This window comes from Bradyrhizobium sp. SZCCHNR1098, from assembly GCF_032489375.1.
In the GTDB taxonomy this organism is placed as follows: domain Bacteria; phylum Pseudomonadota; class Alphaproteobacteria; order Rhizobiales; family Xanthobacteraceae; genus Bradyrhizobium.
The window spans coordinates 135,506-159,151 of sequence record NZ_JAUEXY010000008.1; the positions used below are offsets into that span (position 1 = coordinate 135,506).

General features: G+C 66.2%; 23 protein-coding genes and 2 pseudogenes. 13 read left to right on the top strand and 12 right to left on the bottom strand.

Features of this window, described 5'->3' with window-relative positions; translation table 11 throughout:
- Positions 1–125: 125 nt before the first annotated feature.
- The 5 genes and pseudogenes from QX135_RS18420 to QX135_RS18440 all read left to right on the top strand — a co-directional run bounded on the left by QX135_RS18420 (position 126) and on the right by QX135_RS18440 (position 5,806).
- A complete protein-coding gene (locus QX135_RS18420) occupies positions 126–2,408 on the top strand; it encodes a PBP1A family penicillin-binding protein (protein ID WP_315756480.1) in 2,283 nt (760 codons plus the stop codon).
- A 14-nt stretch (positions 2,409–2,422) separates the two neighbouring features.
- Positions 2,423–3,004: a DUF1214 domain-containing protein gene (locus tag QX135_RS18425; protein ID WP_315777560.1), complete on the top strand. Its 582-nt coding sequence runs from the start codon at positions 2,423–2,425 to the stop codon at positions 3,002–3,004.
- Positions 3,001–3,585 (top strand): DUF1254 domain-containing protein, encoded by a 585-nt coding sequence (locus QX135_RS18430; protein WP_315739852.1) that lies wholly within the window; start codon positions 3,001–3,003, stop codon positions 3,583–3,585. Before QX135_RS18425 ends, QX135_RS18430 begins: the two co-directional genes overlap by 4 nt.
- 119 nt (positions 3,586–3,704) lie before the next feature.
- Positions 3,705–4,208 carry a CYTH domain-containing protein gene (locus QX135_RS18435; protein WP_315777559.1) on the top strand — a complete coding sequence of 168 codons (504 nt, stop codon included), beginning with the start codon at positions 3,705–3,707 and terminating at the stop codon, positions 4,206–4,208.
- 108 nt (positions 4,209–4,316) lie between these two features.
- Positions 4,317–5,806: pseudogene (locus QX135_RS18440) on the top strand (acetyl-CoA hydrolase/transferase family protein).
- Here QX135_RS18440 and QX135_RS18445 read toward each other — a convergent pair.
- Positions 5,793–6,641 (bottom strand): MBL fold metallo-hydrolase, encoded by an 849-nt coding sequence (locus tag QX135_RS18445; protein ID WP_316179224.1) that lies wholly within the window; start codon positions 6,639–6,641, stop codon positions 5,793–5,795. The pseudogene QX135_RS18440 and the gene QX135_RS18445 sit on opposite strands and share 14 nt — an antisense overlap.
- A 97-nt stretch (positions 6,642–6,738) precedes the next feature.
- Here QX135_RS18445 and QX135_RS18450 point away from each other — a divergent pair, with 97 nt between their 5' ends.
- Positions 6,739–7,638 carry a LysR family transcriptional regulator gene (locus QX135_RS18450; RefSeq protein ID WP_316179222.1) on the top strand — a complete coding sequence of 300 codons (900 nt, stop codon included), beginning with the start codon at positions 6,739–6,741 and terminating at the stop codon, positions 7,636–7,638.
- Here QX135_RS18450 and QX135_RS18455 read toward each other — a convergent pair.
- A complete protein-coding gene (locus tag QX135_RS18455; protein ID WP_315785140.1) occupies positions 7,635–8,396 on the bottom strand; it encodes a hypothetical protein in 762 nt (253 codons plus the stop codon). The genes QX135_RS18450 and QX135_RS18455 overlap by 4 nt on opposite strands.
- A 20-nt stretch (positions 8,397–8,416) precedes the next feature.
- Positions 8,417–8,605 (bottom strand): hypothetical protein, encoded by a 189-nt coding sequence (locus QX135_RS18460; protein ID WP_315777554.1) that lies wholly within the window; start codon positions 8,603–8,605, stop codon positions 8,417–8,419.
- Positions 8,606–9,003: 398 nt separating this feature from the next.
- Here QX135_RS18460 and QX135_RS18465 point away from each other — a divergent pair, with 398 nt between their 5' ends.
- A complete protein-coding gene (locus tag QX135_RS18465) occupies positions 9,004–9,957 on the top strand; it encodes a DUF2336 domain-containing protein (protein ID WP_316179220.1) in 954 nt (317 codons plus the stop codon).
- Between the two features lie 32 nt (positions 9,958–9,989).
- On the opposite strand, the gene QX135_RS18470 is transcribed toward QX135_RS18465, so the two are convergent.
- The 3 genes from QX135_RS18470 to QX135_RS18480 are packed head-to-tail and all read right to left on the bottom strand — an operon-like array spanning position 9,990 to position 12,833.
- Positions 9,990–10,340, bottom strand: a complete 351-nt coding sequence (locus tag QX135_RS18470; RefSeq protein ID WP_315739860.1) for a DUF1491 family protein — start codon at positions 10,338–10,340, stop codon at positions 9,990–9,992.
- A gap of 50 nt (positions 10,341–10,390) precedes the next feature.
- Complete coding sequence (locus QX135_RS18475; RefSeq protein ID WP_315785137.1) at positions 10,391–11,083, bottom strand: peptidoglycan-binding domain-containing protein; 693 nt, start codon at positions 11,081–11,083, stop codon at positions 10,391–10,393.
- Positions 11,076–12,833, bottom strand: coding sequence for a PAS domain-containing sensor histidine kinase (locus QX135_RS18480; protein ID WP_316179218.1), 1,758 nt, complete (start codon positions 12,831–12,833; stop codon positions 11,076–11,078). The genes QX135_RS18475 and QX135_RS18480 overlap by 8 nt, the downstream gene beginning before the upstream one ends.
- A 452-nt stretch (positions 12,834–13,285) precedes the next feature.
- Between QX135_RS18480 and QX135_RS18485 the strand changes: the two genes are divergently transcribed.
- Positions 13,286–13,747, top strand: a complete 462-nt coding sequence (locus tag QX135_RS18485; protein WP_316179216.1) for a DUF5330 domain-containing protein — start codon at positions 13,286–13,288, stop codon at positions 13,745–13,747.
- A gap of 74 nt (positions 13,748–13,821) precedes the next feature.
- A complete protein-coding gene (locus QX135_RS18490; protein WP_315739864.1) occupies positions 13,822–14,247 on the top strand; it encodes a SufE family protein in 426 nt (141 codons plus the stop codon).
- A gap of 9 nt (positions 14,248–14,256) precedes the next feature.
- On the opposite strand, the gene QX135_RS18495 is transcribed toward QX135_RS18490, so the two are convergent.
- Positions 14,257–14,673: a MucR family transcriptional regulator gene (locus tag QX135_RS18495; RefSeq protein ID WP_315785129.1), complete on the bottom strand. Its 417-nt coding sequence runs from the start codon at positions 14,671–14,673 to the stop codon at positions 14,257–14,259.
- 229 nt (positions 14,674–14,902) lie between these two features.
- Positions 14,903–15,835, bottom strand: a complete 933-nt coding sequence (locus QX135_RS18500; RefSeq protein ID WP_316179214.1) for a hypothetical protein — start codon at positions 15,833–15,835, stop codon at positions 14,903–14,905.
- A 441-nt stretch (positions 15,836–16,276) separates the two neighbouring features.
- Between QX135_RS18500 and QX135_RS18505 the strand changes: the two genes are divergently transcribed.
- On the top strand, positions 16,277–17,929 hold the full coding sequence (locus QX135_RS18505) for a glycosyltransferase family 39 protein (RefSeq protein ID WP_315739867.1): 1,653 nt from the start codon (positions 16,277–16,279) through the stop codon (positions 17,927–17,929).
- Positions 17,930–18,033: 104 nt separating this feature from the next.
- Positions 18,034–18,813, top strand: a complete 780-nt coding sequence (locus tag QX135_RS18510; RefSeq protein WP_315785119.1) for a class II aldolase/adducin family protein — start codon at positions 18,034–18,036, stop codon at positions 18,811–18,813.
- Between the two features lie 107 nt (positions 18,814–18,920).
- Here the strand turns inward: QX135_RS18510 and QX135_RS18515 are convergent, their stop codons facing one another.
- The 4 genes and pseudogenes from QX135_RS18515 to QX135_RS18530 all read right to left on the bottom strand — a co-directional run.
- Positions 18,921–19,454 (bottom strand): hypothetical protein, encoded by a 534-nt coding sequence (locus QX135_RS18515; RefSeq protein ID WP_316179213.1) that lies wholly within the window; start codon positions 19,452–19,454, stop codon positions 18,921–18,923.
- Between the two features lie 90 nt (positions 19,455–19,544).
- On the bottom strand, positions 19,545–19,994 hold the full coding sequence (locus QX135_RS18520; RefSeq protein ID WP_315739871.1) for an Hsp20 family protein: 450 nt from the start codon (positions 19,992–19,994) through the stop codon (positions 19,545–19,547).
- A 234-nt stretch (positions 19,995–20,228) separates the two neighbouring features.
- A complete protein-coding gene (locus QX135_RS18525) occupies positions 20,229–20,459 on the bottom strand; it encodes a hypothetical protein (protein ID WP_315716108.1) in 231 nt (76 codons plus the stop codon).
- A gap of 287 nt (positions 20,460–20,746) precedes the next feature.
- Positions 20,747–20,953, bottom strand: a pseudogene (locus tag QX135_RS18530) (co-chaperone GroES); the annotation flags it as partial.
- 222 nt (positions 20,954–21,175) lie between these two features.
- On the opposite strand from QX135_RS18530, the gene QX135_RS18535 reads away from it, so the two are divergent.
- The gene (locus QX135_RS18535; RefSeq protein ID WP_316179211.1) at positions 21,176–22,270 is read left to right on the top strand and encodes a trypsin-like peptidase domain-containing protein; all 1,095 of its coding nucleotides are present in this window, start codon (positions 21,176–21,178) and stop codon (positions 22,268–22,270) included.
- Between the two features lie 145 nt (positions 22,271–22,415).
- On the top strand, positions 22,416–23,633 hold the full coding sequence (locus tag QX135_RS18540; RefSeq protein ID WP_315812622.1) for a GGDEF domain-containing protein: 1,218 nt from the start codon (positions 22,416–22,418) through the stop codon (positions 23,631–23,633).
- Positions 23,634–23,646: the final 13 nt, after the last annotated feature.

The window sequence follows — 23,646 nt, forward strand, 5'->3', positions numbered from 1 at the left end:
CGGCTGACTGTGCAGTGCCATGGGTTTGCCGCAACAATCGCGCAAGACCCTTCGATGGCCCCCAGCCCCACTTGCTGAGTGCTTTCGAAGCCAGCTGACACGCTTTCGAAACGACCAGGGTTCCCGTGCGGCAGATCATTCCAGACGATTGGAAGAAGCGGATCAACAATTTCCGCCTGGATCTCGACGCCCGCTTCGATTCGGCGCTGTTCTCCTCCCTGCGCGGCACCCGCGAGCTGTATGAGCGCTATTCGGCGTTCATGGACCGCTTCTATGTCGGCGGCTGGAAGCGCTGGGTGTTCGTCGAGCCGTTCTCGGAGGCCGCAACGATCGGGCTCGGCGGCCTGGTGCTGATGCTGGCGCTCGCGATCCCCGCCTTCCGGGAAACCGCCGATGAGGACTGGCTGAAGAAGTCCGACCTCGCCGTCACCTTCCTCGACCGCTACGGCAACCCGATCGGCAGCCGCGGCATCAAGCACAACGACTCGATCCCGCTGGAGGACTTTCCGGACAATCTGATCAAGGCGACGCTCGCCACCGAGGACCGCCGCTTCTACGATCATTTCGGCATCGACATCGCCGGCACGGCGCGCGCCCTCGTCACCAACGCCCAGGCCGGCGGCGTCCGCCAGGGCGGCTCCTCGATCAGCCAGCAGCTCGCCAAGAACCTGTTCCTGTCCAACGAGCGCACCATCGAGCGCAAGGTCAACGAGGCGTTCCTGGCGATCTGGCTGGAAACCCGGCTGACCAAGAACGAGATCCTCAAGCTCTATCTCGACCGCGCCTATATGGGCGGCGGCACCTTCGGCGTCGACGGCGCGGCACACTTCTATTTCAACAAGTCGGTGCGCGACATCAACCTCGCCGAAGCCGCGATGCTGGCCGGCCTGTTCAAGGCGCCGACCAAGTTCGCCCCCCACATCAACCTGCCCGCCGCCCGCGCTCGCGCCAACGTCGTGCTCGACAATCTGGTCGACGCCGGCTTCATGACCGAAGGCCAGGTGTTCGGCGCCCGCCGCAACCCGGCCTTCGCGGTCGACCGCCGCGATGAGAGCTCGCCGAACTACTTCCTCGACTACGCCTTCGACGAGATGCGCAAGCTGGTCGACACGTTCCCGAAATCCTACACCGAGCGCGTCTTCGTGGTGCGGACCTCGATCGACATGACCGTGCAGCATGCGGCCGACGAGGCGATCGAGAACCAGTTGCGCCAGTTCGGCCGCGACTATCATGCGACCCAGGCGGCGACTGTCGTCTCCGACCTCGACGGCGGCATCCGCGCCATGGTCGGCGGCCGCGACTATGGCGCCAGCCAGTTCAACCGCGCCGTGGACGCCTACCGGCAGCCGGGATCGTCGTTCAAGCCGTATGTCTACACCACCGCGCTGCTGAACGGCTTCAAGCCGACGTCGATCGTCGTCGACGGTCCGGTCTGCATCGGCAATTGGTGCCCGCAGAATTATGGCCATTCCTATTCCGGCTCGGTCACGCTGACGCAGGCGATCACGCGCTCGATCAACGTCGTGCCTGTGAAGCTGTCGATCGCGCTTGGCGGCAGGGAGGGACCAAAGGCCGGCCGCGCCAAGATCATCGAGGTCGCCCGGCGCTTCGGCCTCAAGGCGCCGCTGCCCGACACGCCGTCGATGCCGATCGGCTCCGACGAGGTCACGGTGCTGGAGCACGCGGTCGCCTATGCGACCTTCCCGAACAAGGGCAAGGCGGTGACGCCGCATTCCGTGCTCGAGGTCCGCACCGGCGGCGGCGACCTGGTCTGGCGCTGGGACCGCGACGGCCCGAAGCCGAAGCAGGCGATCCCGGCCTCGGTTGCTGCCGACATGGCGGGCATGATGAGCCACGTCGTCAGCGAAGGCACCGCACGCCGCGCCGCACTCGACGGCATTCCGACCGCCGGCAAGACCGGCACCACCAATGCCTATCGGGACGCCTGGTTCGTCGGCTACACCGGCAACTTCACCTGCGCGGTCTGGTACGGCAATGACGACTATTCGCCGACCAACCGTATGACCGGCGGCTCGCTGCCGGCACAGACGTGGCACGACATCATGGTCGCCGCGCATCAGGGCATCGAGGTCAAGGAGCTGCCCGGAGTCGGCATGGGCGAGAAGCTGCCACCGCAGCCCGCGTCCGCCGCGATGGCGCAGGCCGGCCAGCCGAAAACGCTGGAGATCAAGCCCGGCCCACCGCCGGTCCTGACCCGTCGCGGCGCCGACGTCCTGGTCCAGGTCGAGAAGATGCTCGACGACGCCGCGCGCGTGGCCGAGAAGGCGGCGCCCGTCGATCCGCGCAAACCCGCCAAGCCGGTGTCGTCGAGCGCGCTGGCCTTTCCTGAAAACTACGTCGCGGCAACGGCCGACGGCGTGACCACTCCTGCCCTGCGCAAGAACTGACGTCAGCGATCCCCGTGCGGCTGCTCTTCATCACCCTGCTTACGCTCCTGATCGCCACCGGCGTCGGCATCGGCGCGACCTGGATGACGACGACCCGCGGCACCGAATTCGGCACCTTGACGATCGGCGCGTGGACGGCGCGTCCGAAGACGGGCACGGCCGACGTCGACCCCTATGCCCGCGCGACCATCACCCGCAACGGCGAGCTGCCGATCGGCACCGGCGACGGCGTGGCCTTCACCGCCACCAGAGACGACAAGAAGAAGCCGCTCGACGGTCGCTGCGACATCCTCGTCAGCGGCGTCACGCCCCCCGCCCGCTTCTGGACGCTCACGCTCTACGACCGCAAGGGCCACCTCGTCGCCAACACGCTGCAGCGCTACGGCTTCACCAGCCAGGAGCTGGTGCGAGGTGCCGATGGCTCCTTCGAGATTCGCGTCGCCGCGCGCTCGCGCTCCGGCAACTGGCTGCCGACCGGCGGCATCGAGCGCTACGCGCTGATGCTGCGGCTCTACGACACGCCGGTCGGTGTCGCAACCCGCACGCAGCGCGACGCGCCGATGCCGTCGATCACGACAGTGGGCTGCCCATCATGATCCGGCTGCTGTTCACGGTCGTCGTCGGCGTGCTGCTCGGCGGCGTGGTCCATCTCGTCAGCGTGCTGGCGTTGCCTCGGATCTCGACCCAGGACGCCTATTCCCGGCTGACGCCGATGACCAAGCTGAACGCCGTGACGCCCTTGCCGCTCGCCGATCCCGGCAATTCGCCGATGCCGTTCATGGACCCGGCTTTCGCCATGGCGATCTGCCGCTACGATCTGTCCGACGGACCACTGAAGCTCACGGTTCCGGTGAGCCAGGCCTATACGTCGGTGTCGTTCTATACGCGCAACGAGATCGCCTACTACGCCATCAACGATCGCTCCGCCGGCAAGCGCGTGATCGAGCTCAACCTGATGACCGAGGCGCAGCATGAAGACCTGCCCGAGGACGAGGAGATCACGGCCGCCGACCGGCTGATCATCGATTCGCCGACGACGACCGGGTTGATCGTGCTGAAGGCCCTTGCCGCCGAGCCGGGTCTCATGCCGCAGGCGCAGGCCTCCCTTGCAGCGGCAAGCTGCGGCGTACAGACCGAGGCACCGGCCAAGGCCGAGAAGCCGCGCGGCAAACGATAAGTCAATACGACGTCCTGGATGAATTCGACAACACTCTCTTCATCCTTGGTGGCATAGTCGTTGTCGCGCGCCGCTGCTATGACGTATCAGGACGGCGGCGCTTCGCTCAACATCAGGTCATGGCTCTCGAAATCGAACGGAAGTTTCTCGTCAAGTCCGATGCTTGGCGGGATCAGGCGACGCACAGTGAACGCCTGCGCGACGGGCTCGTCGCACGTCAGGACGGCCTCAAGGTTCGCGTTCGCTGCTATGGCAACCGGACGACGCTGTGCGTGAAGAGCGGCCGCCGCGGCCTGACCCGAGATGAATTCGAATACGACATCCCCGCGGACCACGCCGCGGTACTGTTCGCGCATTGCAATGGGCGCATCCTCGAAAAGACGCGTCACTACGTGCCCGCGGAAAGCGGCGTCTGGGAGGTCGACGTCTACCACGACGCGCTCGAGGGCGTCGTCATCGCCGAGATCGAGCTGCCGACCGAAACGACCGTCGTGACCCTTCCCGACTGGGTCGGCGACGAGGTCACCGGCGACCCGCGCTACAGCAAGGCCAACATGCTGACGGAGCGCTCGCGCGCCGCGAAGGTCCGGGAGCTGCGGCGCGCGCGCCTTGCAGGGCTGTGATGCACGCACGGGCCGTTGCGGCTTGACCCCTGTCAAATCACCCGTCGAGGGCCCACCTTAAACAGCGCGGACTTGGCGGTCTGAACGATCGCGCATGGAGTTTGCACGATGAGTTCATCGCAGGTGATGTCACAGGCGCTGCGCGCCAAGATCATGTCGGCGGACGAGGCTGCCGCGCTGGTCGAGCCCGGCAACCATGTCGGCATGAGCGGCTTCACCGGGTCGGGCTACCCGAAAGCGGTGCCGCTCGCGCTGGCGCGCCGGATCGAAGCCGCACATGCGCGCGGCGAGCCGTTCCGCATCGGCGTGTGGACCGGGGCAAGCACCGCGCCCGAGCTCGACGGCGCGCTCGCCCGGGCTGATGGCATCGACCTGCGCCTGCCCTATCAGTCCGATCCGGCGACACGACAGCGCATCAACGCCGGCAGCATCGACTATATCGATCTGCATCTCAGCCATGTTGCACAGTTCGTGTGGTTTGGCTTTCTCGGCCATCTCGACGTCGCCGTGATCGAATGCGCCGGCATCCTGCCCGACGGGCGGCTGATCCCATCGACCTCGATCGGCAACAACAAGACCTGGCTCGATCTGGCGGACCGCGTCATCATCGAAGTCAATTCGTGGATGAACCCGGCGCTGCTCGGCATGCACGACATCTATTACGGCACGCGCCTTCCGCCACATCGCAAACCGATCCCGATCGTGGCGCCCGGCGACCGCATCGGCGAGACCACCTATCGCTGCAATCCGGACAAGGTCATCGCGGTCGTCGAGACCCATGCGCCGGACCGCAACACGAGCTTCGCCGCGCCCGACGATGTCTCCGGCGCGATCGCCGGGCACATCCTGGAGTTCTTCGCACACGAGGTGAAGCAGGGCCGCCTCCGCGCAATCTGCTGCCGCTGCAATCCGGCGTCGGCAATGTCGCGAACGCCGTCATGGCCGGGCTCGACGACGGGCCGTTCCCGCATCTCACCGCCTACACCGAGGTGCTGCAGGACGGCATGCTGAATTTGATCCGCTCGGGCCGGATGGATCTCGCTTCCGCGACCGCATTGTCGCTGAGCTCGGAAGCTGCGATCGAATTCAATCGCGAGATCGAGTTCCTGCGCGACCGCATCGTGCTGCGGCCGCAGGAGATCTCCAACCATCCCGAGGTGATCCGCCGGCTCGGCGTCATCGCCATGAACGGCATGATCGAGGCCGACATCTACGGCAACGTCAATTCGACCCATGTCCGCGGCAGCAGCATCATGAACGGCATCGGCGGCTCCGGGGACTTCGCCCGCAACGCCTATCTATCGATCTTCATGACGCCCTCGACGGCAAAAAATGGGACGATCTCCTGCATCGTGCCGATGGTCACCCATGTCGACCACACCGAGCACGACGTACAGGTTCTCGTGACCGAACGGGGCCTCGCCGATCTGCGCGGCCTGTCGCCGAAACAGCGGGCCCGCGCCATCATCGACCAGGCGGCGCATCCCAAATTCCGGCCGGCGCTGGCGGACTATTTCGAACGCGCCTGCCGTGATTCGACCGGCAAGCACACGCCGCATCTGCTCGAGGAGGCGTTCCGCCTGCTCAGGCCGGAATGAGCGCTGCGGCCCGATCACCGCAGCGGCACGTCTCGTAGGCAACGGGATCGTGGCTGTTCACGATCGTGACCCGGTCGCCATGGTCGCATTTCAGGCGCCGCAGCCGCTCCTGGTTGGCGATCCGCATCGTGCGATCCTGATCGCCCTTGCGCTGGAATAGCCCGAGCAGCAGCGGAATGCGTGGCCGCGGATCGAGCTGGCCGTGGAAGAAATAGGCATCGCCGGCGTGCAGCAGCCATTTGTCGCCGCGACGCACGGCGACGCCGCAATGCCCGCGCGTATGGCCCGGCAGAGGAATGATCAGGATGTCGCCGCTGCGATCGACGGCAGCGCGGACGCCGCGAAAGCCGAACCAGTCCTCGCCGTCATCGCCGTAGAACTGCCAATCGGGACGATGCCGCCATTGGCCGGCGACGTAGCGGCCGCGCGGCGGCGCCGGAGCCCCCTCGACGGCCATCGCATGCTCCGCGCGATGAACGTGCACCTTGGCCTTCGGGAAATCGCCGATGCCACCGGCGTGGTCGCGGTCGAGATGAGTGAGCAGGATGTGCCTGACGTCATCGGGCGAGAAGCCCAATGCCCGCACCCGCTGCAGCGCCGTCTCCGACGCGTCGAGAAGCGGCGCGGCCTGCCTCACCCAGCGTGCCCCCAATCGTTCGGGCGCGGCGATGTCGCCGGTGCCGATGCCGGTGTCGACGAGGACCAGGCCGTCATCGCTTTCGATTAGCAGGCAGTGGCAGACGAGGCGGGCGCGCGCGAACAGGCCGCCGCTGCCGCTCACCAGCCGACCGCCGCGTGGACACATCGTGCCGGTGTTGAGGTGGTGGACGCGCATCGATCTCCTCCTTCATTGCCGATATCGGGCGCATCCTTGCGTGCCGGCCTGAGATAAGTAAAATATTGATCAGTGATACGCATCATAGGCAGCTCCTATGGATATCCGCGAGCTCCGTTATTTCTCCGCCGTGTTCGAGGAACGCAGCCTGACCAGAGCCGCGGCGCGCTGCTTCGTCTCGCAGCCATCGATTTCGCTGGCGATCGCCAATCTCGAGGCCGAGCTCGGCACCGAGCTGTTCCTCCGCCACCGCAAGGGTGTCGTGCCGCTGGAGGCGGCCGAACGCCTGCAGCCGATCGCCCGCCGGATCGTCGGCGAGGCCGATGCCGCCCGCAACCTGTTCCGGCACGGCGCGCCGAAGCAGGCGCTCAAGCTCGGGCTCATGCGCACCCTTGACGGACGCCGCGTGACCGCGCTGCTCAAGCCGCTCACGGCGCGCGAGGATCTCAGGCTTCACATCGTCGGTCCGACCGAGCGGGCCGACGGACGCATCGTCTCAAAAAGCCTGGTCGGCGACGGCGAGTATTTCCTGCCGCTGTGGAGCGAGCGCTATGTCGCGGCGCTCCCGCTCGCGCATCCGCTCACGCTGAAGCCGCGCTTGCGCGCGGCCGACCTCGCCGACGTGGCGATGATCGACCGCTGCCATTGCGAGCACAGCGCACTGGCGAGACGCAGCGGCGGGCCGCGCGAGATCGCCGCCATTGCTGAAACCGAGGATTGGGCCCTGGCGCTGGTCGCCGCCGGCGTCGGCGTCGCGATCGTTCCCGAAGGCGTCGTGCACGGCCGAAGCGACGTTGCGGTCCGCGAGATCGAGATGACGTTGAAGCGCCAGGTCGGCCTCGCCTACTCCGCCGCGCGTGCTCCATCCGAGGCGCTGAAGATCCTGATCGCGACGCTGCGCGCGGCGGCGCCGCAGAAGCTCCGTGCGACAGCAGGGCGGCAAAAGGGAGCACCGGCCAAGCGAGGCCGGCGCCGGAGCAAGGTCGCGCCGGGCTAGCCCCGCGTCGTCAGCGGCCGTTCGATCAGGGGCCGCGCCGCGACCGGCGGATTGGCGGTCTGAGCCGCCAGTTCATGGATCAGGCGATCGGCGTCGGCGGCCAATCCGTCGGGAGCCTGGAGCACCAGGCGCTCCAAGGCCCAGCGGTAGGACGAGACGCGCTGCTCCAGACTGATCTGCACCCATTGCACGATCAGCGAGTTCTCCTGCATGCGCGCGACCGCATCGGCCTTCTCGCGCGGCGAGAGCTCGGTCATGTATCTCATGCTGGCATCGCGCTTGCGGTCGAGATCGATGACGCGGATGGCCGATGCGAAGAACGGCTCGAAGCGGGTGATGTCGTCGCGCACGTCGTCAATCAACTGGGCGTAGCGCGAGGCGTGCGAGCGGTGCGGCTCGTCGATCAGGGCGCGGCCATAGGCGGTGCGGTCGAACACGACCTTCTGGCGCCAGGGCGAGGCCGACGGCTGATAGTCGCCGAACACGCTCTTCCAGGCAGGGCGCGAATGCGGCGGCTCGATCAGCGGATAAGCGAGATCGCGCAGTTGGCGCTCGTTGTCGGTCAGTTGGAATTGCGATGGGTTGACGCCGACGCTGGCGGTGGCTTCCGCCCCGATCCATTTGTGCATGTCGTCATTGCGCATGTCGGCGCGGGTGCGGCCGAAATCGCCGCCGCTGCAGGCGCCGAGCAGTCCGCCGACGAGAACGAGTGCGAGGACCGGCACCGCGCGCCGGGCCGGATTCACGATGGCCGGCATTCCCGTTTCCCCCGACCTTGTCAGCGGCGACGGCGGCGGCGGCTTGGCGCTGTGCCCTCGCGGGGCCCGCGGTCGTCGGTCGGGGTCTCGCGCTCGATCCGAACGACGGGAAGAATCAGGATCGTTCCCATGCCCTCCTGCGGCGCGCCGGTCACGGCAGGCCGCGCGCGACGCGCAACGCCCGCCGGGAATTCAATGATGGTCGCCATGTTGACTCTCTTTCGTGCCCGAAGTTCTGACCCCCTGAAAACTCCCCGTCGCCCGAACTTCGCAGGCAAGAGGGCACGCAGAACTGACGATCACGAATGCCGGCGCATGAAGCTGCACTTTGGCATTCGGCGCGGCGAAGATCAGGCTGGCCGCGTGACGCGGCCAAGGCGAGATCATCGAACGGATCGATTAAGATCAGGACGTGGTTAAGAGGATATTAATGCGCGGGCCGCCCGACACGGATCGCGTGTACCGGCGGGAGAGAAGGCAAGCCAGCGTTGCGCCTTTGTCTCACCGGGTCATTTCGGCCCATCTTCACCGATTGTTTTCCTTAACGCCGCATTAAAACAACTCCGCTCTAATCGGCGCAACGATTGCCGAAGTTGCGTACCCCGACATGACAAGATCATCGCTGTTCCCCGGCTTCGACGGGTTGCTCACGCTCTCGCGCCGCGAGGGCGTGGACATCAAGCCCACTCTGCTGCGCGTCCTGACCGACCTCTATGTCCAGGCGAGCGCGCATTCCGCCGACGAGGAGCGGCAGTTCGTCGAATTGGCCTCCCGTCTGGTCGACGACGTCGATGATGCGACCCGTGCGGCGGTTCGAGCGCGGCTGGCGATCTATCCGGCGACGCCGATCGAGATTTTGAACAAGCTGGGCTTGCGCCCGGCGCAGAGCGAGCCGGCGCCGCCGCTCGCCGGCCCCATTCCCGCATCGCTTCGCGCGTCGTCTCCGATCCCGCCGCGCGACGACGCGGCGTCTGGATTGTCGATGCAGCCGAAGGATGCCGCCGAGCTCAGCGAGATGTTCATGCGCGCCGCCTCGCACGAACGCATCGCCATCCTGCAGAACCTCGCCACCACGCCGCTAAGACCCGCCGCGCCGACGCCGTTGCACCGCGCGGTGCATGCGATCGAGGCGCTCGAGATGGCCGCCTTCAACGCCGACGTCGAGACGTTCACGATCGAGCTCGGCGAGAGCCTGATCCTGCCCTCACGCATGACCCACGAGGTCGTCAACGACCCGAACGGCGAGCCGCTGGCCTGCGCCGCAAAGGCGCTCGGCATGCCGGCGCCGGTGTTCGAGCGGGTGCTGCTGTTCCTCAAGCCGGAGATGGGCCAGTCCGTCCAGACCGTGTTTCGGCTGTCACGCTTCTACGAGCGCCTCAGCGAGCGCGCGGCGCTGATCATGCTGGCGGCCTGGCGCGGCTCCGGGATGGCCGCGATCAGGGCCAAGCATCGCACGGCTCTCTATGACGACGAACGTCAGCACGTCCGTGGCAGCACGGCGCGGGCCGGCACCGCGACGAGGCCGATCGTGCGCACGGGGACCGACGGCTTCAAGCGATGACGCGCGATCGCTGCCCCGAATCTTGGCGATGATCAGGGACGCTCGCGCACGAGATCGAGAAAATGACGGCCCTGCCTGTCCTCGGTCTCGATGATCCAGGCGTCGGGATCGAAGCGCAGCTCCTTGACCAGGCGTTCCTCGATCTGCGCTTCCTCGATCGGCTGCGGCGATATCGGTACGAAGAAGCGGTCGATCGGCCGGCTGTCATCATAGACGGTCTGCGGCGCGGGAACATAGAGCTGGGCCGTGCCGTCCATCAGCGCGACCTTGACGAACACCGCGCCGGCTTCCTCCGCGCCACGGTGGCGGATCGCGCTGAACGCGCCGGCCGACTGGCAACGCCGCAGATAGGCGCTCACCCAGATGCTGCTCTTCAATCGCATGATGGTTCGATGCAGGTGCAAGCGCGCTGCAAGTCGCAGCCGCCCCTGCTCTATTCGATCGGATGACCGATGACAATCGCAAGCTCGCGCACCAGGCGGTCCGACACCTGGCCCGTCACCGGCAGCTTGCGCTCGCGCTCGAACTTCTGGATCGCGGCCTGGGTGTCGGAGCCGACCATCCCCGTCGGCTTCAACTGGCCATAGCCGTATTCGGTCAGCGCACGCTGGACCGCGGCGACACGGCGGACATTGCCGCCCTGCTGCGTCGGCTGCGGACGCGGCACGTTGCCCTGACCGCCGCTGACCGAGCGGACGAGATCGGCCAGCGGATCGGCATATTTCTGATCCGGACGCGCCTCGGTGGCGCGCTGCTCAACCGCCCTCTGCTCCGCCGCCCTGGTTTCAGCGGGCCGCGTCTCGATCACCTTCGGATCCAAGGGCGAGATGTCCATCGGCCGGGGCCGCGGCAGCGGATTGGAGCTCGTCAGATTGGGCGGAATGGTCACGATGGACCCGAACATCGGCGCCGGATGCGGTCCGGATTGCAGGAACACGGCATTGACGATGATGGCGCTGCCGGCCGCGCAGGCCAGCAGGCCCGCAAACAGATCCTTGGGGCTGTAGAGCATGGCCCGCAGCAGCCAGCCGCGCTCGTCCGCCACGTCGACGACGGCCGCAGCCGCGGCAGCGCGCTTGCGACGGCGCGGCGGCGCCGGATCATCCTCTGCAGCTCGTCTAGGCACTCTTCTTCACCTGCATGACCTGCCCTGGCAGGGCGGAGCGCGACAGCGGCGTGATGGTGGCGCCCGCGATCGCCTCGGCCACGAAGTTGATCGGCAGCGCGATCGTGACCGTGGTCCCCTCGTCGATCTTGCTTTCTATCGACATTTCGCCGCCGTGCAAGTTCACAAGGCTCTTGACGATCGACAGACCGAGGCCAGTTCCCTCGTGACGGCGCTGGTAGGTCTTGCCGGCCTGGAAGAACGGATCGCCGATGCGCTTGAGATCATCGGCGGCGATGCCGACGCCGGTGTCGGTGATTCGCAGCAGCAGGCGCGCGCCGTCGACGCCGGCAGAGACCGTGACACGGCCGCCGCGCTCGGTGAACTTGATGGCATTGGAGACGAGGTTGAGCACGATCTGCTTGAAGGCGCGCGGATCACCGGTGACCATCGGCAGGTCCTGCGGCACGTCGGCCGACAGATCGACACCGTTCTCGCGCGCCCGCAGCGCCAGCAGGTTGCAGCAATTGATCAGCGCCGCGCGCGGCGCGAACGGCTCCGGCGTCAGCTCGAAATTGCCGGACTCCATCTTCGACATGTCGAGGATGCCGTTCACGACCGACAGCAGATGCTGGCCGGAATCGTTGATGAGCTGCGCATATTCGCGACGCCGCGCGGCGTTCAGCACCAGCATTTGCTCCTGCATCAGCATCTCGGAGAAGCCAATGATGGCATTCAAGGGCGTGCGCAGCTCGTGGCTCATGGTGGCGAGGAATCGCGTCTTCGCGGCGTCGGCGCGCTCGGCGGCGCTGCGCGCCAATTCGAGCGCCTGCTCCTGCAGCTTGCGGTCGGTAACGTCGCGCATGACCGCGACCACCTCCTGCTCCGATCCGCCCGGCGCCACGCCGATGCGGTCGAGCGGGCGGCAACGCATTTCGACCCAGATGAAATCGACCGGATGCTGAAAGCCGCGCCCCTCGCCCGGCGCATCGCGGCGCAGGCGGAACTCGACGCTCGAGGCTTCGCTGCCGCCTGCCGCCTCCGACAGCGCCGTGAGATAGGCCGGCCGGTCGACAACATGGACGCGTTCGAACAGGCCATGGCCGTGCAACTGCGCGACCGGCGCGCCGAGCAGCGTCTCGACCGCGGGCGAGATGAACATGACAGCGCCGTTGCGGCGATGACGGGAGATCACGTCGCTCATGTTGCGCGCGAGCAGGCGATAGCGCTCCTCCTCCATCGACAGCAGCGTCACGCTGGTGCGCGCGAGCGTGTCGGCGGCAAAGGCGAGCACGGCCGCATAGAGCGTCGCGGAGGCGACGCCGAAGGCGAGCAGCACGGTGCGCAAGGCGGGGGTGGTCTCGGGCTTCGGCAGCCAGCCGAAATGACCGATGAGGATGAGCAGCAGCGCGCAGCACAGCGCGAGCCCCGCGGAGAACACGACGACGCGGCGCGAGGCCGAGAACGAGGCTTCCAGGGGAACGACGATCAGCCACACCGCAGCAAAGGATTCGATGCCGCCGGTCTCGATCGAGACCGCCATGATCAACGCCGACAACGCCAGCGACGACAGCGCGCAGGCGCTCTCGTAGCGGCCGGTGCGCGACAGATACCAGGACAGCAGGATGGGCGCGATCAGCCACGACAGCGCGCCGACCTCGAGCGCGCTCGGCGCACCGCGCATCGCGAGATAGGCAGGAAACACGGCGAAGACGGCGAGGCTGCCGAGCAGGCGCGGCGCGATGAAGGCGCGGTGACGCGCGCGCGTCATCGCATCAGTTCGAGCCGATGGATGCAATAACGCATCGAGACAATCGCGGATGATACTCAACACACTCACGGCTCTCGCGCCTCGGCCTGTCGGTCGTTCTCACAAAGAGAACGCGCCGGGACGCCCCCTGTCGTCGGAAGTCACCGTGTCAGACTCGCATTAAGCGAACGCTAAGGGCCAGACTGCGGTGAGCCCGCCATTCGGCCGGGATGGTGAATGCATCGTTTCCGGCCGGGCCTGCGGTTGCGAAAGCTGTGCGATCTACAGCCGGTTGCGCGGCGCATGCGGCCCGCGCCAATGAAAAATTTACTCCGAAGAAAATCCGGCCTCCGGCTTCGCGAAATCTCAACCAATTAAGCCCAATGCAAGCAGTCGCGACATAGAACAATCAGCTGCGATCCCGGTTGCGCGATTTGAGCACGCGAGATCAGCAGCACGGTCGGGGTTGCGTGATGTTCTTTCTGCTTCGGATGGCATTCTGGCTCGGGCTCGTGCTGGTGCTGCTGCCGCGCGAGAAGAGCCAAGACGCCGACAAGCTGCCGCAGATCAATGCGCACGAAGCCGTGCAGGCTGCGACCGCCGCCGTCTCCGACATGAGCCAGTTCTGCAAGCGGCAGCCGCAGGCCTGCGAGGTCGGCGGCCAGGCTGCGACCGTAATCGGCCACCGCGCCCAGGAAGGCGCGCGCAAGATCTACCAGATCATCACCGACAAGGCCGATGCCGCGGAGAAGCCGGCCGGCGCCGACAAGTTCATCGGCCCGGTGAAACCAGCCAGTCTCGACAAGCGCGGCAACGATCACACCGGCTCGATCGACACCCCCGTGGTCGAGGAGGCTCCCCCGGGCGACGCGCCGGCCGACACGCTCTCGGCCGACGATCTCGCCGCCGAATGGCAACTGCCGCCGACGCCCTGAACCGGCGGAACCGACTGTCGCTTTCGCCGTCCCGAACGCCTATATGAAGGCCGATATCGGGACCGAAGAGCATCATGACGATCGACGACATCCGCGACAATTTCGCCCTGCTCGACGACTGGGACGACCGCTACCGCTACGTGATCGAGCTCGGCCGCACCTTGGCGCCGATGCCGGAGGACGAGCACTCCGCCGCGAACAAGGTGCAGGGCTGCGCCAGCCAGGTCTGGTTGTCGAAGCACGTCGATCGCAGCAGCGCCGTGCCGGTGCTGAACTATCTCGGCGACAGCGACGCCCATATCGTTCGCGGTCTGATCGCAATTCTGCTCACGCTGTATTCTGGGCGGACGCCGCAGGAGATCATGACCATCGATGCGCCCGCCGTGTTCGACGAGCTCGGGTTCCGCGAGCACCTGACGCCACAGCGCTCCAACGGCCTGCGCTCGATGGTCGAGCGCATCCGTGCCGACGCCCGCGAAGCGCTCGCCACGGCGTCCTGATCGGTTCGGCTACTTCTCCCGCTCGGGCCGCTGCTGGCCCAGGCCCATCTTCTTGGCGAGCTGCGACCGGGTGACCGCATAGTTCGGCGCCACCATCGGGTAGTCCGGCGGCAGGTTCCATTTGTCGCGGTATTGTTCCGGCGTCATGTTGTACTGCGTGCGCAGATGCCGCCGCAGGGACTTGAAGCGCTTGCCGTCCTCGAGACAGACCAGATAGTCCGGGTGGATCGATTTCTTGACGGGCACCGCCGGCCGCGCCGGCTCCGGCGCGGCCTCGCTTCGTCCCGCCGCGACCCGGGTCAACGCGGCATGCACCTGGCTGATCAGCGAGGGAATCTCCGCCGCCGGGGTCGGGTTGTTGCTGAGATAGGCCGACACGATGTCGGCCGTCAGATCGATAAAGCTCTTGCCGGCCGCTTCGGTCATCGAACCCTCATCCCGCTCCGCCCTGTGACCGTCGATCGCAAAGTATTCCTCGATCGCAAGTATCACTCACGCCGAGTGACAGCGTTGTCTCGCGATTCTACAAGCAATATGGGCAATTGACTGGCAAAATGACAAGATAGTGAGGACTTCTTCTTGAGAAGTCTGTCACCTGCCAAGTACTGTGTACCACATTCCAGACGCGCTCAACCTGACCATGTGGTCTGGCCCGTCAGGGGCGGCCTTCGAGATGGGTGCGCAGCTCGTCGATCGACGCGAAGCGCATCATCCCTTCGGGCATCTGCGCCTCGATCGACCCGTCGGAATAGAGCGAATAGGCCATCCCATCCACCACGCCCGACTTGACGATGCTGACGGCCGGCGCGTCCAGGTCCTTCGGCTCGGGCGGCGGCGGGGTTGGCTCGGGCTCGACGAAGGCCGGTGCGGCCCGCGCCAAGCGTCGCGGGAAGGGCGGGCGCAGAGGCTCCGGCGTCCGCGTCCGCTCCGGTCGCGACCAGCCATTGTCGAACGACGAATCCGATTCGGTTGCGGCGGGCTCGTCCAGCGGCACGGGCGGCGGGTCGCTGAGGGGCGGAGACCGGAAATCCGTCGGCAGCGGCTCGGCGCCGCGCTTCTCGGCGCGCTCCCGCTCGCGGCGCGACGAAGACGCAAACAGCAGGTTGCGCTTGGGCCGCTCGGCGGGTTCGGCCGGCGGCTCATCCGAGGCCGGCTTCGACTCGCGCAGCGAGGCCGACAAGGGAGACGAGGACAGTGGCGACGACGACACCCCCGAGGACAAGGGAGACGACAGGTCCGGCATGCGGGGACGCGGACGTGGCGAGCCGCCCTCGCGCCAGACGTCCTCCGTCGGCGGCACCGGGGCGGTCTCGAAGTCGGTCTTGCCGGCGGCGAGCGGGAGCTGAAGAGGCCTGGGTTCGGACTCAGCCTCAGCGCCCGGACGCGACCGCAGCCGACTCGAGATCATCTTCAGCTCGCTCAGGACGGCCGACAGTCCGAACAGGATCAGCCCACTGCAGACGCCAAGGGTCCCCGACAGGATCAGCGTGTTACCGACGCTGAACTCCTTGACTGGAATTCCCCAGGCGATCGCCCCGAGCCCGGCCAACACGGCGAGGGCCCCGGCGGCCAACATTGCACTCATCATCGAACTCATCCCCTAATGCGCCGGTTCCGGACGGTGTCCCGACCGAAATCACATTAGATAGTTGCGGTTGCCCGCGTCCTTGAATCCGGTTTCTAGTCCAAATCCGCGACAATTTGCAGCGGAAGTTCGGCCAATCCTGCTGAAGTTCTCGTCCGCCGTGCAGCCATCGTCATGATGCCGCCACAATATACATCGGCCAACCCTCGGCATTCATTGAGGTTCCTCCCGGGTTCTTCCGGCCCCTGTGGTTCAGCGGGCGTTCATTTGACTGTGCCAATATGGCGCTCAGCAGCCGAAATTCGGGTCCCCGCTGCGCTGCGAGAAGCATGCCTTCCCATAATTCCGACACCTCGGAAGCCGGGACGCGCTATACGGAGGCGGGGAACACAGGCCTGAAACGCGGAAGCGGGGTCGCCAGGGGACGCCGGGTTACACTCAGCCATGACAACGATAACCACTTCGGTCCTCGAGACGCCGACGCGGCGGTCCCTTGAGCGGACGTATGACGATCTTGCCATGTTCGTGCTTGCCGCGGTCGCGGTGGTGGCCGGGCTCACATTCCGGGATTACGGCCTCGGCTGGGATGATTACACCCATGCCGAATATGCCGATCTGTTGCTGCGCATGTACGGTTCCGGTTTCAGGGATCAGGCGGCGCTGTCGTTCGCCAACCTTTATATGTACGGCGGCGGCTTCGACATGGTTGCAGCCCTGCTGCACAAGATCCTGCCGCTGGAGCTGTTCGAGACCCGCCGGCTGGTCGGCGCCATCGTCGGGCTGATCGGCCTTGCCGTGACCTGGCGCCTGGCGCGCCGCATCGGCGGCCCGGTGGCCGGCCTTGCCGCCCTGCTGCTGCTGGCGCTCTGCCCGATCTTCTACGGCCACATGTTCATGAACCCGAAGGATGCGCCCTTCGCGGTGGCGATGGTGGTGCTGCTGATGGGCCTGGTCCGCCTCGCCGATGAGTATCCCTACCCCTCGCCGCGCACCATCCTGATCCTGGGCCTGGGGGCCGGCTTTGCGATCGGCTCGCGCATCCTGGGCGGCATGGCTGTCGTCTATGCGATGGTCGGCTTCCTGCCGCTGTTCATGGAGGAATACCGCACGCAAGGGCCGCGCGAGGCGATCCGCCGCTTCGCCCACGTGCTCTATGTGCTGATCCCCGGCCTGATCCTGGGCTACCTGATCATGGGACTGATCTGGCCCTGGTCGATCATCGAGCCGGCCAACCCGTTCCGGGCCCTGACCTACTTCTCGCACTTCTTCGAGAAGCCGTGGAAGGAGATGTTCGACGGTGCGCTGGTCTCAGTGCCGGACATGCCTTGGTCGTACCTGCCGACGCTGTTCGCGCTGCAGCTGCCTGAATTGATGATTGCGCTGTTCGTCGCCGGCGTCGTGGCCTCCATCATGTCGCTGTCGCGGCCCGACGTGCCGGCACGCCAGAAGAGCATCCTGTTGATGCTGACGCTGGCGGCGACGCTGCCGATCCTGATCGCGATCGTCAAACGCCCGGCGCTCTACAACGGCATCCGCCACTTCGTGTTCGTGATCCCGCCGATGGCGCTGCTCGGCGGCATCGCCTTCTCGTGGTTGCTGTCGTGGCTCAACGCCGACGAGCGCCGCAGCTGGCAGCCGGTGGCGATCGCCGCCTTCTGCTTCGGCCTGCTGCTGCCGCTGGCCGAGATGATCCGGCTGCATCCCTATCAGTACACCCACTTCAACTTCATCGCCGGCACCGTGCGCGAGGCCGACACCCGCTTCATGCTCGACTATTGGGGGCTGGCGTTGAAGCAGGCCTCCGACGGGCTGAAGGAGCAGCTCGACGAGCGCCAGGAGGTGCCGCCGATCGGGCACAAATGGAAGGTCGCGGTGTGCGGCCCGCAGCGTCCCGCCCAGGTCGCGCTCGGCCCCGATTTCACGATCGGCTGGGACAGCCATGCGGCCGACTTCGCCATGACGCTCGGCGAGTTCTACTGCAAGGGACTGACTGCCCCCGTCATGGTCGAGATCAAGCGCGACGACGTCGTGTTCGCCCGGGTCTACGACATCCGCGGCCGCAGCATTTCCAGCCTGCTGTCGATCCCGGCGCCCTGAGACGCCGGCTCAGCCAAACGACATGACTGCTGCCCTGCCCTGCGCCTTGCCGCACGGCGGCGTGCCGCCTAGGCTCCGGTCAACCCTGGAAATCGGAGAATGCCATGTCGCCAGCCGAAGCGCGCCTCAAGGAAGTGCCGTCGAACATGACCGAGGCCGAATGGTCGCAGCGGGTCAATCTCGCCGCCGCCTACCGCCTGGTGGCGCTGTTCGGCTGGGACGACCTGGTGGACACTCACATCTCGGCCCGCGTGCCCGGCCCCGAGCATCACTTCCTGATCAACCCTTATGGCCTGCTGTTCGAGGAGATCACCGCCTCCAGCCTGATCAAGGTCGACCTCTACGGCAACCAGCTGTCCGAGAGCGAGTACAGCATCAATCCCGCCGGCTTCACCATCCATTCGGCGATCCACGAGGTGCGCGAGGATGCCGGCTGCGTCATCCATCTGCACACGCTGGACGGCGTCGCGGTGTCGAGCTGCGCCGACGGCCTGCTGCCGCTGAACCAGATCGCGCAATACGTCACCCACGACCTCGCCTACCACGACTACGAGGGCGTGGCGCTGGACCATGACGAGCGGCCGCGGCTGCAGCGCGACCTCGGCACCAGGAACCACATGCTGCTGCGCAATCACGGCACGCTGACGGTCGGTCGCTCGGTGGCCTCCGCCTTCGAGCGGATGTATCACCTTGAGCGCGCCTGCTCGATCCAGGTGCGCACGCGCACGCTGGGACCCTCGGCCTATCCGGTGCGCGACGAGGTCATCGACAAGAACGCGAAGCTGTTCGACAATGAGGATCGCGTCGAGCTGCGCTCCACTCAGCTGGTCTGGCCGCCACTGCTGCGCCGGCTCGATCGCCTCAATCCGGGCTACCGGAATTGATTGTCGCCCGCTGATCGGCTAGTCTGAGCCCATCACCCTCTACGCTTTTCGGAATGAAACGCCGCCCAATTCCGGGCGGCGTTTTTATTTGTCCGATGATGCGTCCGTCAGCAGCACACCGCCCGAGACAGGCTCTGCCGCTCGGGCAGACCGTCGAGTTGCTGCAGTTCCTCGGCCAGCCGGCGCTCGACGAAGCGCCGCTCGTGCTCGGCAAGGCGGGTGGCGAGCAGCTTGCGATAGCGCCGCACATTGGCCTCGCGCGAGAAGCGCAGGCGAGCGGCGGGCCGCATCCGGCCGCCGGGGAGATTGTCGGCCGCGGCGCCATCGGCCTCGACATCGACGGGCGGAACGATGCGCATGGCGGCCCCGCCGCGCGGGCGCGGTGGCTGATCTTCGCGGTCGAGCTGACGCAGCGCACCGAGCACGTCGGCCAGATGCAGCGGCCTGGAGATGCCGGGAATCTTGCGCAGGCCAGGCTGCGACTCGACGGCATACATGTCCGACGCCCAGGACGACAGGATCAGCCGCTTCTCGGCCAGTGACAGCTTGCGGTCATTCAGCAGGTCTGCCGGCGACTCGTAGTGTGAGACCGGATGGAATCCGGCACTGCCGGGGGTGATCGAAAAACGGTGCTCGCTCATGGCGCCTCTCCTCCTCCACTCCTTTCACAAGAGACAGTTGCTGCGAGGGCGCGGGCGACATTCCGCCCGCGCCGCAGCTCGAACAAGGCGTCAAGCCGCCTTCTGCTGCGCGATCTGCTCGACCGGTGCCGTGCCGATGGCAATGCGGCGCGGCTTCATCGCCTCGGGGATCTCGCGTACCAGCTCGATCCGCAGCAGGCCGTTGTCGAACGCCGCGTTCGTGACCTGCACGTAGTCGGCGAGATTGAACTGCCGCTTGAAGGGACGCGACGAGATGCCCTGATAGAGATATTCGCGGGTCTCCTTGTCGGCCTTGCGCCCTTCCACCGTGAGCACGTTGTGCTCGGCGGTGATGGACAGCTCGTCCGGGGCGAAGCCTGCCAGCGCCAGCGAAATCTGGTAGCGGTCGTCGCCGAGCCGCTCGATGTTGTACGGGGGATAGTTGTCCTCGACCGCGCGCTGGGTCTCGTCGAGCAGGTCGAACAGACGGTCGAAGCCGATGGTCGAACGCCACAGCGGAGAGAAGTCGTAGGTCCTCATAGCCAAGTCCTCCTAAGAGCAAGATGGATACGAAGGAGCGCCGAGCCGATGCAGACTTCAAAGTCCCAGAAACTTCTGAGTACCAGACGACCGGTCAGCGCCCAGATATCGACCGGGCCCTTACGGCACCCGGCGCCGCCGAAGCGGCAGCAGACGAATTAGAACAGCCGGTATCCATTTCAAGAGGGACGGATCGATTTTTTTGTCGCAGCCTTTTTCGCAGCGCAGCACCCGTCAGGCGGCCACGGCGGACAGCCGCTGCAGCCGCATCGTCGCCTCCCGGAGCACGCTGACCAGCCGGTCGCGCTCGCGCTGATCGATGTCGCCACGCGACAACACGGCCTGGCAGTGCGCCACCACGCGTTGCTCGCTCTCGATCAGGAACCGCGTCAAACGTCTAGGATCACCCATGCTCATGACGGAGGTCGGGTTAGGCGGCGGATGATCGTATTGCCAGGCTGGCATGATCGGGCCTGCGAGCTCGCGCTGCTGATGAGACCGGGCGGCGCGACAGCGCTCAACCACACCTCCCGTCGACCGTCGGTCCGTTCACAGCCGGCTCATGAACGCAATTGTGGCCGGTTCTGGACGAACTGCGATCGTCAACCTGATTGATAGCTGCGCGTTGTGGCCGATCCACGACCGGCCGCGGCAGCGATGAGTTGTTTGTAGATATTTCTTTCGCGCAGCCGGGGCCGGGCTGCGACCAGTCCGCCCGGATTCGTGCGATCAGAAGTCCATCGATGGCGCGGCTTGCCGAACAGCACCCGGTCGCCGGGCTTGACGTCGAGGGCGACCTGCTGCCCCTGCTCATTCCGCGCACCTGGACCCGCGGCGACGATCTCGCCCTCCTGCGGCTTCTCCTTGGCGGTGTCGGGAATGATGATGCCGCCCTTGGTCTTCTCCTCGGCATCGATACGGCGCACGAGCACGCGGTCGTGCAATGGACGGAAATGCATGCACATCCTCCTTTACAGATCAGCGATGTCACAAGACCCGGGTCCCATCAGGCCCCCGGGCGAGCAACGACCTAGGAAAGCCGAACTTTTCGTTCAAGAGGGTCGCGCAAATTTTTTGGCACTCTCGGGGAACGATTGCCAGTGCGGCTCTTGAACCGGGCCGGCCGCTTTCCCAGCTCTGTCGTCGCCGAAAAATCCTGATCGCGCTTGTTGGGGATCACGATGCAGCTTCCGCCTTCTCTCCGGGCCGTCCTGGCGCCTGCCATCCTGTTTTGCCTGATGACCGGGCCCGCCCTGGCCCAAATTCCCGATCTCAAGCTCGGCCGGGTGCCGACGCTCGCGCCGCTGGTGAAGGAGGTGACGCCGGCCGTCGTCAACATCTCGGTCGAAGGCAAGGTCCGCCAGGACAACCCACTCTACCAGGACCCGCTCTTCCGCGAGTTCTTCGATGTCCCCAAGCAGGTCGAGAAGCAGATCAGCGCCACCGGCTCGGGCGTCATCGTCGATGCGCAGCGCGGCTACGTCATGACCGCCAATCACGTCGTCGAGCACGTCACGACAGCGCAGATCCGCACCAAGGACGGCCGCAAATTCGCCGCCCGCCTGGTCGGGCGCGATCCCGCCACCGATATCGCGCTGCTGCAGATCAGGGACCCCATCGACCTCAAGACCATCTCGCTTGGCGACAGTGATGCGCTCGAGGTCGGCGACTTCGTGATCGCCGTCGGCAACCCGTTCGGCCTTGGCCAGACCGTCACCTCGGGTCTCGTGAGCGCGCTCGGGCGAACCGGCCTCGGCAAGCAGGGCTACGAGGACTTCATCCAGACCGACGCGGCGATCAATCCCGGAAATTCCGGCGGCGCGCTGATCAATCTGCGCGGCGAGCTGGTCGGCATCAACACCGCGATCATCTCGCCCGGCGGCGGCAATGTCGGCATCGGCTTCGCCGTCCCGATCAACATGGCGCGGCGGGTGATGGAGCAGCTCGTCGCCAATGGCCGCGTCGATCGCGGCCGTATCGGCGTGACCCTGCTCGACCTGGATGCGCCGGCCGATGGCCGGATTCAGGGCGCGCGCGTCGCCGACGTCACCGTGGGCTCGCCGGCCGAACGCGCGGGACTGCGCAAGGGTGACATCATCGTGAAGGCGAACGACATGCCGGTGCGCAGCGCCACGCAGGTTCGCAACCTGATCGGCCTCACACCGGTCGGGAAGCGCGTCCGTCTCGTGTTCGAGCGCGACCGCGCGCTCGGCAACGCGACGGTGGAGGTCGCGCCAGTCACCGAAGAACGTGCGCGCGCGAGAACCTCGGGCTGAGAATTCAACTTCTGTTCGCTGTTAGCTGCGCATACCACGTGGAGTAAATTTTTACCGTGCATCAAGCATGCAGCGAGACGCCGATACCTCTCTAAACGCCTGTTAAGTGCCATCGCGCTTATTGCAACCCCGCGGAGGTATTGAAATGCGGGGTGATGGTTTGGCGTTCAGTTTGCCACGCTGGCGCGTGACGCGCTGGCTGGCCGACCCGGGATATCCGGTGTCATCAGATATCCGACTCGCATTGACGGGTGAGCTGTACGGCTGCTGGTCGGTTTTCGCCGGCGGCGCCATCAACACCGTGGCGGTCGCCGCGGCGCTTGCGCTGCGCACGCCGACCGCCCTCTTCATCACATGGTTCGTGATGGAAGTCGTAATCTGCCTGTCGCGGCTGATCGTGATGATCATTGCCTACCGCCGCGCGCGCGAGCGGCTAACGACGCCGACCGACATCCACATCCTGCTGTCGGTGGCCTGGAGCGCCAGCGTCGGCTTCGGCGTCGGCATCAGCCTGGCGTCGGGCGACTGGGTCGCCGCGTCACTCACCTGCATCTCGTCGGCCGCCATGGTGGGCGGCATCTGCTTTCGCAATTTCAGCGCGCCGCGCCTCGTCGGCACCATGATCCTGTTCAGTATCGGCCCGGTGATCCCGGGCGTCGCGACGTCGCATGAGCCGCTGTTGTTCGCGATGTATCTGCAGATGCCGGTCTACTTCCTCGCGATGACCGGCGCGGCGTTCCGGCTCAACAAGATGCTGGTGGCGGTCATGCAGTCCAAACGCGAGAGCGACGAGCGGGCGCGGCGCGATCCGCTCACGGGCCTGTCCAACCGCGCCGGCCTGATCGACGCGCTGCAGAGCAGACTCACGGACAAGGCCGGCGGCGACCGGAGCTTCGCCGTCCTGTATCTCGATCTCGATGGCTTCAAGCCGGTCAACGACACCTTCGGTCACGCCGCAGGCGACGAGCTGCTGAAGATCGTCGCCAATACGCTGCGGCGGACCGCCTCTCCGGACGACGTCATCGCCCGGATCGGCGGCGACGAATTCGTGGTGCTCGCCGGCGATCCGACGATCGACCACGCACTGGCGCTCGGCGAGCGGATCATCGAGGTGATGGCCGCCCCGATGGTCATGCCGGGCGGTGCGCATGTCCAGATCGGCATCAGTATCGGCATCGCCGTCGCACCCGAGCACGGCACCGATCCGGAAGCCCTGCTGTTCGCGGCGGACGCCGCGTTGTATGAAGCGAAATCGAGCGGGAAATCCTGCTGGCGATTGGCCTCGGCCGAAGCCAACCTCGCAGCGCTGCGCAAAATCGCCGGCGGCGATCTCGCTGCGAAGTCGGTCGCCAGCGCAGCGTGAGTTCAGCCTCGTG